The organism is Microbacterium sp. (assembly GCF_035277845.1).
GTDB lineage: Bacteria > Actinomycetota > Actinomycetes > Actinomycetales > Microbacteriaceae > Microbacterium.
Window position 1 is genome coordinate 1 of record NZ_DATEJS010000097.1, and the last position, 4,700, is coordinate 4,700.

General features: G+C 66.9%; 4 protein-coding genes and 1 tRNA gene. 3 read left to right on the forward strand and 2 right to left on the reverse strand.

What is annotated here, in order from left to right; all coding sequences use genetic code 11:
* Positions 1-124: 124 nt before the first annotated feature.
* Positions 125-1,477, forward strand: a complete 1,353-nt coding sequence (locus tag VJR25_RS04230; RefSeq protein ID WP_422655924.1) for an ISL3 family transposase — start codon at positions 125-127, stop codon at positions 1,475-1,477.
* Positions 1,478-1,622: 145 nt separating this feature from the next.
* Complete coding sequence (locus tag VJR25_RS04235) at positions 1,623-2,363, forward strand: helix-turn-helix transcriptional regulator (protein WP_324112852.1); 741 nt, start codon at positions 1,623-1,625, stop codon at positions 2,361-2,363.
* A gap of 375 nt (positions 2,364-2,738) precedes the next feature.
* On the opposite strand, the gene VJR25_RS04240 is transcribed toward VJR25_RS04235, so the two are convergent.
* Positions 2,739-2,811, reverse strand: a tRNA-Arg gene (locus tag VJR25_RS04240).
* 50 nt (positions 2,812-2,861) lie between these two features.
* Positions 2,862-3,542 carry an asparagine synthase gene (locus VJR25_RS04245; protein ID WP_324112853.1) on the reverse strand — a complete coding sequence of 227 codons (681 nt, stop codon included), beginning with the start codon at positions 3,540-3,542 and terminating at the stop codon, positions 2,862-2,864.
* Positions 3,543-3,687: 145 nt separating this feature from the next.
* On the opposite strand from VJR25_RS04245, the gene VJR25_RS04250 reads away from it, so the two are divergent.
* The gene (locus tag VJR25_RS04250; RefSeq protein ID WP_324112858.1) at positions 3,688-4,515 is read left to right on the forward strand and encodes a cytochrome c oxidase assembly protein; all 828 of its coding nucleotides are present in this window, start codon (positions 3,688-3,690) and stop codon (positions 4,513-4,515) included.
* Positions 4,516-4,700 lie beyond the last annotated feature (185 nt).

Here is a 4,700-nt window from a genome sequence, read left to right on the forward strand (position 1 = left end):
GGCTCTTCTGACTTCGGGTGGGGGCTGGGGTGATTCGCTGGGTCGTGGCGTAACGGTGTGAGGTGGGTCGAGGGCCCGAGGATCGGTAGCGACCAAGCCAACCGTTCTTCGGAGTCCTCGACCCGTGCCTGATGCTACGGGGTGCGCGACGGCGTGCCCATCTTCTGCTGTCTACTGTGACCGTTGTGATGTGCTCGTCGGCCTCGGCGGGCTCCACGTCGTGGCTGTCGAGCGCCGCGGCGATGGGGTGCTCGTCATCGATGTCGAGTCACCGCCGGGTCCGGTGGGGTGCCCGCGGTGCGGGCAGGTCGCCGAGTCCAGGGGCCGCAAGGCGCTCGTGCTGATCGACGCGCCTGTGGGGACTGCTGCGGTACGTGTGCGGTGGCGCAAGCGCCGGTTCCGATGTGGCGACGACGCGTGTCCGGTGAGGTCGTTCACTGAGCAGAACGCTGCCGTCGCCGCCCCGCGGGCGCAACTCACGGCTCGCTCCATCTCGTGGGCGGTCGGGCAGATGCGGCGAGAGAACGCCTCGGTGCAAGGCATCGCCCGGCAGCTCGGGGTGTCGTGGAAGACGGTCTGGCGACACGTCAAGCCGGTGCTGGAGAAGCGGGCAGCGGACGAGTCCCGCTTCCAGGGCGTGAGAACCCTCGGTGTCGATGAGCACCTCTGGCATCACGTCTCCACGAAGCCCGTCGAGGACGGCGGACGCGGCCCGAAAGAACTCACCGGGATGGTCGACCTGACCCGTGATGCCAGCGGACGCGTGCGCGCCAGACTGCTCGACCTCGTGCCCGGCCGCTCCGCGAAGGCCTACGCGGACTGGCTGCAAGAGCGCGGCGAGCAGTTCCGTGACCAGGTGCAGATCGCGACGCTGGACCCGTTCGCCGGCTACAAGAAGGCCCTCGACGACGAGCTCGACGACGCGGTCGCGGTGCTCGACGCGTTCCACGTCGTCAAACTCGGCACCGCCGCCGTCGACGAGGTCCGCCGCCGCGTCCAACAAGACACTCTCGGCCACCGCGGACGCAGGGGCGACCCGCTCTACGGGATCCGCAACATCCTCCGCGCCGGCAGGGAACGACTCACCGACCGGCAGAAGCAACGCCTCGAAGCAGCATTCACGGTAAGAGAAGAACACGTCGAGGTCGACGTCGCCTGGCAGTGCGCACAGCAACTCCGCGACGCCTACCGGGAACCCGACCTTACCGCCGGTCGCAAGATCGCCGAACACGTCCTCGACTCGTTACCGTCATGCCCGATCCCGGAGATCGCACGGTTGGGTCGCACCCTCGCACAGTGGCGCGAAGCGTTCCTCGCCTACTGGAGCACCGACCGGTCATCCAACGGCGGCACCGAAGCCGTGAACGGCCTCATCGAACTCGCCCGCCGCGTCGCCCGCGGCTTCACCAACTACGACAACTACAGACTCCGAATGCTCCTGGTCGCCGGCGGCCTCGACCTCACCACCCCCACCTGAAGTCAGAAGAGCCGTATATAGGACCACAGGTCCTAATTCGCGCATGCGTCGCCGCCTTCCCAACCCGTGCGAGCGCGAAGTTGTCCGGTTCTGGGTGACGAGCGTAAGCTCGGTCTCGCTTCAGCAGCACGGAAAGGCCGGGGGGATGAGTGTTGCAAAAGTGAGCGCACCGACGATTGGTGCGCCACCGGGTATCACCCAAGACGAATTGGCTACTCTTGTCGACCGCGTTGCCGTCCGCTACGGCGATGCCCTCGAGCTGGCGTGCAGTCCGCTCGCGACGAGGACACTGACGGAGCAACGACGTCAGCATGTTGCCGACGTCGTCACGGACGTCGTCGCCCGCTTCTGCGCGGTGTCCCAACGCTCCGGACAGGCAGTCACCTCGACGACGCCGGGAGCCATGGCCAACGGAGTCCAGCCCCGCGATGGTATAGACGCCATTCCCCACCTGTTCACGGCGGCGCTGACCGAGACATGCGCAACGCTCCCACTCGATCCCGTCGACGTTGCACCAGTCCTGCTCGAGCGACTCATGAACGACGTGTCAGAGACCTTCGAGGCGGTCGCGCACAGGCAGAACCCAGAGCTCGCGGTCCGGGAGTACGTGGACGTGGAAGCGCTTCGTGGCTTGGTTAGTGCACGGCAAGCTGACATCTTCCAGCGGCTGGTCGATCATGCTCCTGCCGCCCAGATCGCGGACGAGCTCGGCATCAGCCCCAAGACGCTCAAGAACCACATCACGGCAATCGGCAAGCGACTCGACGCCCAAGGTCGACCCGCTCTCTTGCAACGTGCCCGCGAGTTGAGCATCTTGATCACAGTGCCGGCGGTCATCCTCGCCAACACGATCAGCGACACCCTCAACAACGCAAATCTCATGTGAAGAGAGTCCGCGCGGACGCAACCGTAAACGACGGACGGTTAACGCCCAGCCTTCATTCGAACGACGGTCCGCGCTTGCGCTAAGAAGAGCGACTTGCCGACACTCCTCCCCCGCCTGCACCTCAGTCATCGCGACCCCCTCCGCCAGCGCCCTCCCGGGATCAGACGGTCCACGATTCGCACCTGGCGAGGGGCACCTGGCGAGGGGCACCCACGTCGCCCGTCGGCCGCGGAATCACGCGGGTTCGCGTCCCGAGACGGCACCGAACCCGACTGCTTCGCGAACAGCAGGGACGTGACCCGCATCAGGGCCGTCAGAAACAAGAAAAGACCCGGCTGACCGGGTCTTTTCTCAATTCACTGTCTCAACACAGTGTGCGCCCGAAGGGACTCGAACCCCTAACCTTCTGATCCGTAGTCAGATGCTCTATCCATTGAGCTACGGGCGCTTGCTGAACCTTGCGGCGCAACAGTCACCGAGTCTATAGGAATGTCATCGTCACCGCGAATCGGCGCCGGTGCCGTCGGATCCCGCGCGTGTCCCCGACCGCTTCTCCATCTTGGCGGCCTTCTTCTCGGCCTTCGCGGCCTGCTTCGCCGCCTGTTTGGCGGCATCCATCGACCGCTTGCGGTGCGCGCCCAGGCGCGGCAGGTCGACGAGACGCAGCGCCTGCATTCGGGCCTCGCGAAGCTTCTCGTAGTCCGGTTCGAGGTCGGGACGCGCCGCCTCGATGCGCAGGGAGCTGTCGATGTTACGCGCGACCTCACCCCAGGCCGCCTCGCGGGCATCCTCGACGAGCTTGCGCAGCTCTTCGGGGTCTTCGGCCCGTCGGCGCAGCTCGACGGCCACCTGCGACGACTGCTTCTCGCGCTTCTTCAGGTTGCGCACGTCGCCGCGGCGGTAGTCGTGGGTGCCGAACGACTCGCTGAACCGCCGCGCCGCCTTCTTGCGCTGCTTCTCCAGGCGCTTCGCGTCGTCTTCGGCCTCGATGGCGAGGGTGAGCAGGGAGTCGCGGGCATCGTCGACGAAGTGGTCGACATCGAAATCCTCGCCTCGTGCGATGGTGTCGACCAGGATGCGGTTCTTGAGATCCAGACGGGTCGCAGCCGCAGCCACGTAGAGACCGTCCGCGACCATGTCGCGGACTTTCAACTTGCCGCTCTTCTCAGCGTCTGCCACACGACGAGTCTGGCAGACGGACGAGGCGCCTGACCATGGTCGTATCTGGGAGCTTCGGACCGCTCCACTCGGACGGCGAGCGTACGCTGGGACCACGCCTTCCATCGCCGTCTTCCTCAGCACCTGGCGCGCCGATCCCGTCACGATCGGGGCGCTCCTTGTCGCGTCCGCGCTCTACGCGTTCGGGATGTGGCGCGTGCGCCGCAAGGGCGGCACGTGGCCCGCTCGCTCCGCGGTCGCCTACTACCTCGCCGGGCTGGGCTCGTACGCCGTCGTCGATCTCGGATTCCTCGGCACCTACGCGCACGACCTGCGGTGGGCGTTCACCACCCGCATCGCCCTGCTGATCTTCGTGGTGCCGGCCCTCATCGCCGCCGGCAAGCCGCTGGACCTGCTGATCCAGGCATCCGGCGAGGGCACGGCCGCGCGGATCACCCGGATGCTGCGCTGGCGCATCGTGAGCCTCTTCGGAAACGCGATGTTCGCGACGGTGTTCGTCGCCGGCGTCTTCCTGCTGTTCCTCACGCCGTTCGCCTGGACGATGCGCGGCACGCCCTGGATCGAAGGACTTCTGGGCGTGGTCGTGCCGCTCCTCGGCCTCATCATGGTGCTGCCCATCGCCGCCACCACCGGCATGCGGTCGAGCCTGTTCATCACGCTCGAGTTCCTGCTCGCGTTCGTCGAGCTGCTCATCGACTCGATCCCCGGCATCCTGCTGCGCCTCGACGGCGCGATCGCCGACCACGCGCCCGTGATCCACAACGCGGCGAGCTGGTGGCCGTCGCCGATGCACGACCAGCACCTCGCCGGCGACTTCATCTGGTTCATCGCCGAGGCGATCGACGTGCCCATCCTCGTCGTGCTGCTCGTGCGCTGGATGCGGCGTGACAAGGCCGAGGCCAAGCAGTACGACGACCTCACCGACGAGGAGTACGAGGCGATGACCCAGGCGCACCTGCGCGGGGAGCGCTGAGGCGCCCGGGCCTGGGCGTTTCGTCTCGCTCCGCTCGCTCAACGACCGGGAGGCGGGACCCGCGTTTCGAATCGCTCGGCTCGCTCGACCACCGGGAAGCGGTATCCGCGTTTCGGCTCGCTCCGCTCGCTCAACGACCCGGGGAACGGGAGGCGGGACCCGCGTTTCGTCTCGCTCCGCTCGCT

Coding starts and splice junctions, on each gene's coding strand:
- VJR25_RS04235 (WP_324112852.1), top strand. CDS start 1,623: ATGAGTGTTGCAAAAGTGAGCGCACCGACGATTGGTGCGCCACCGGGT.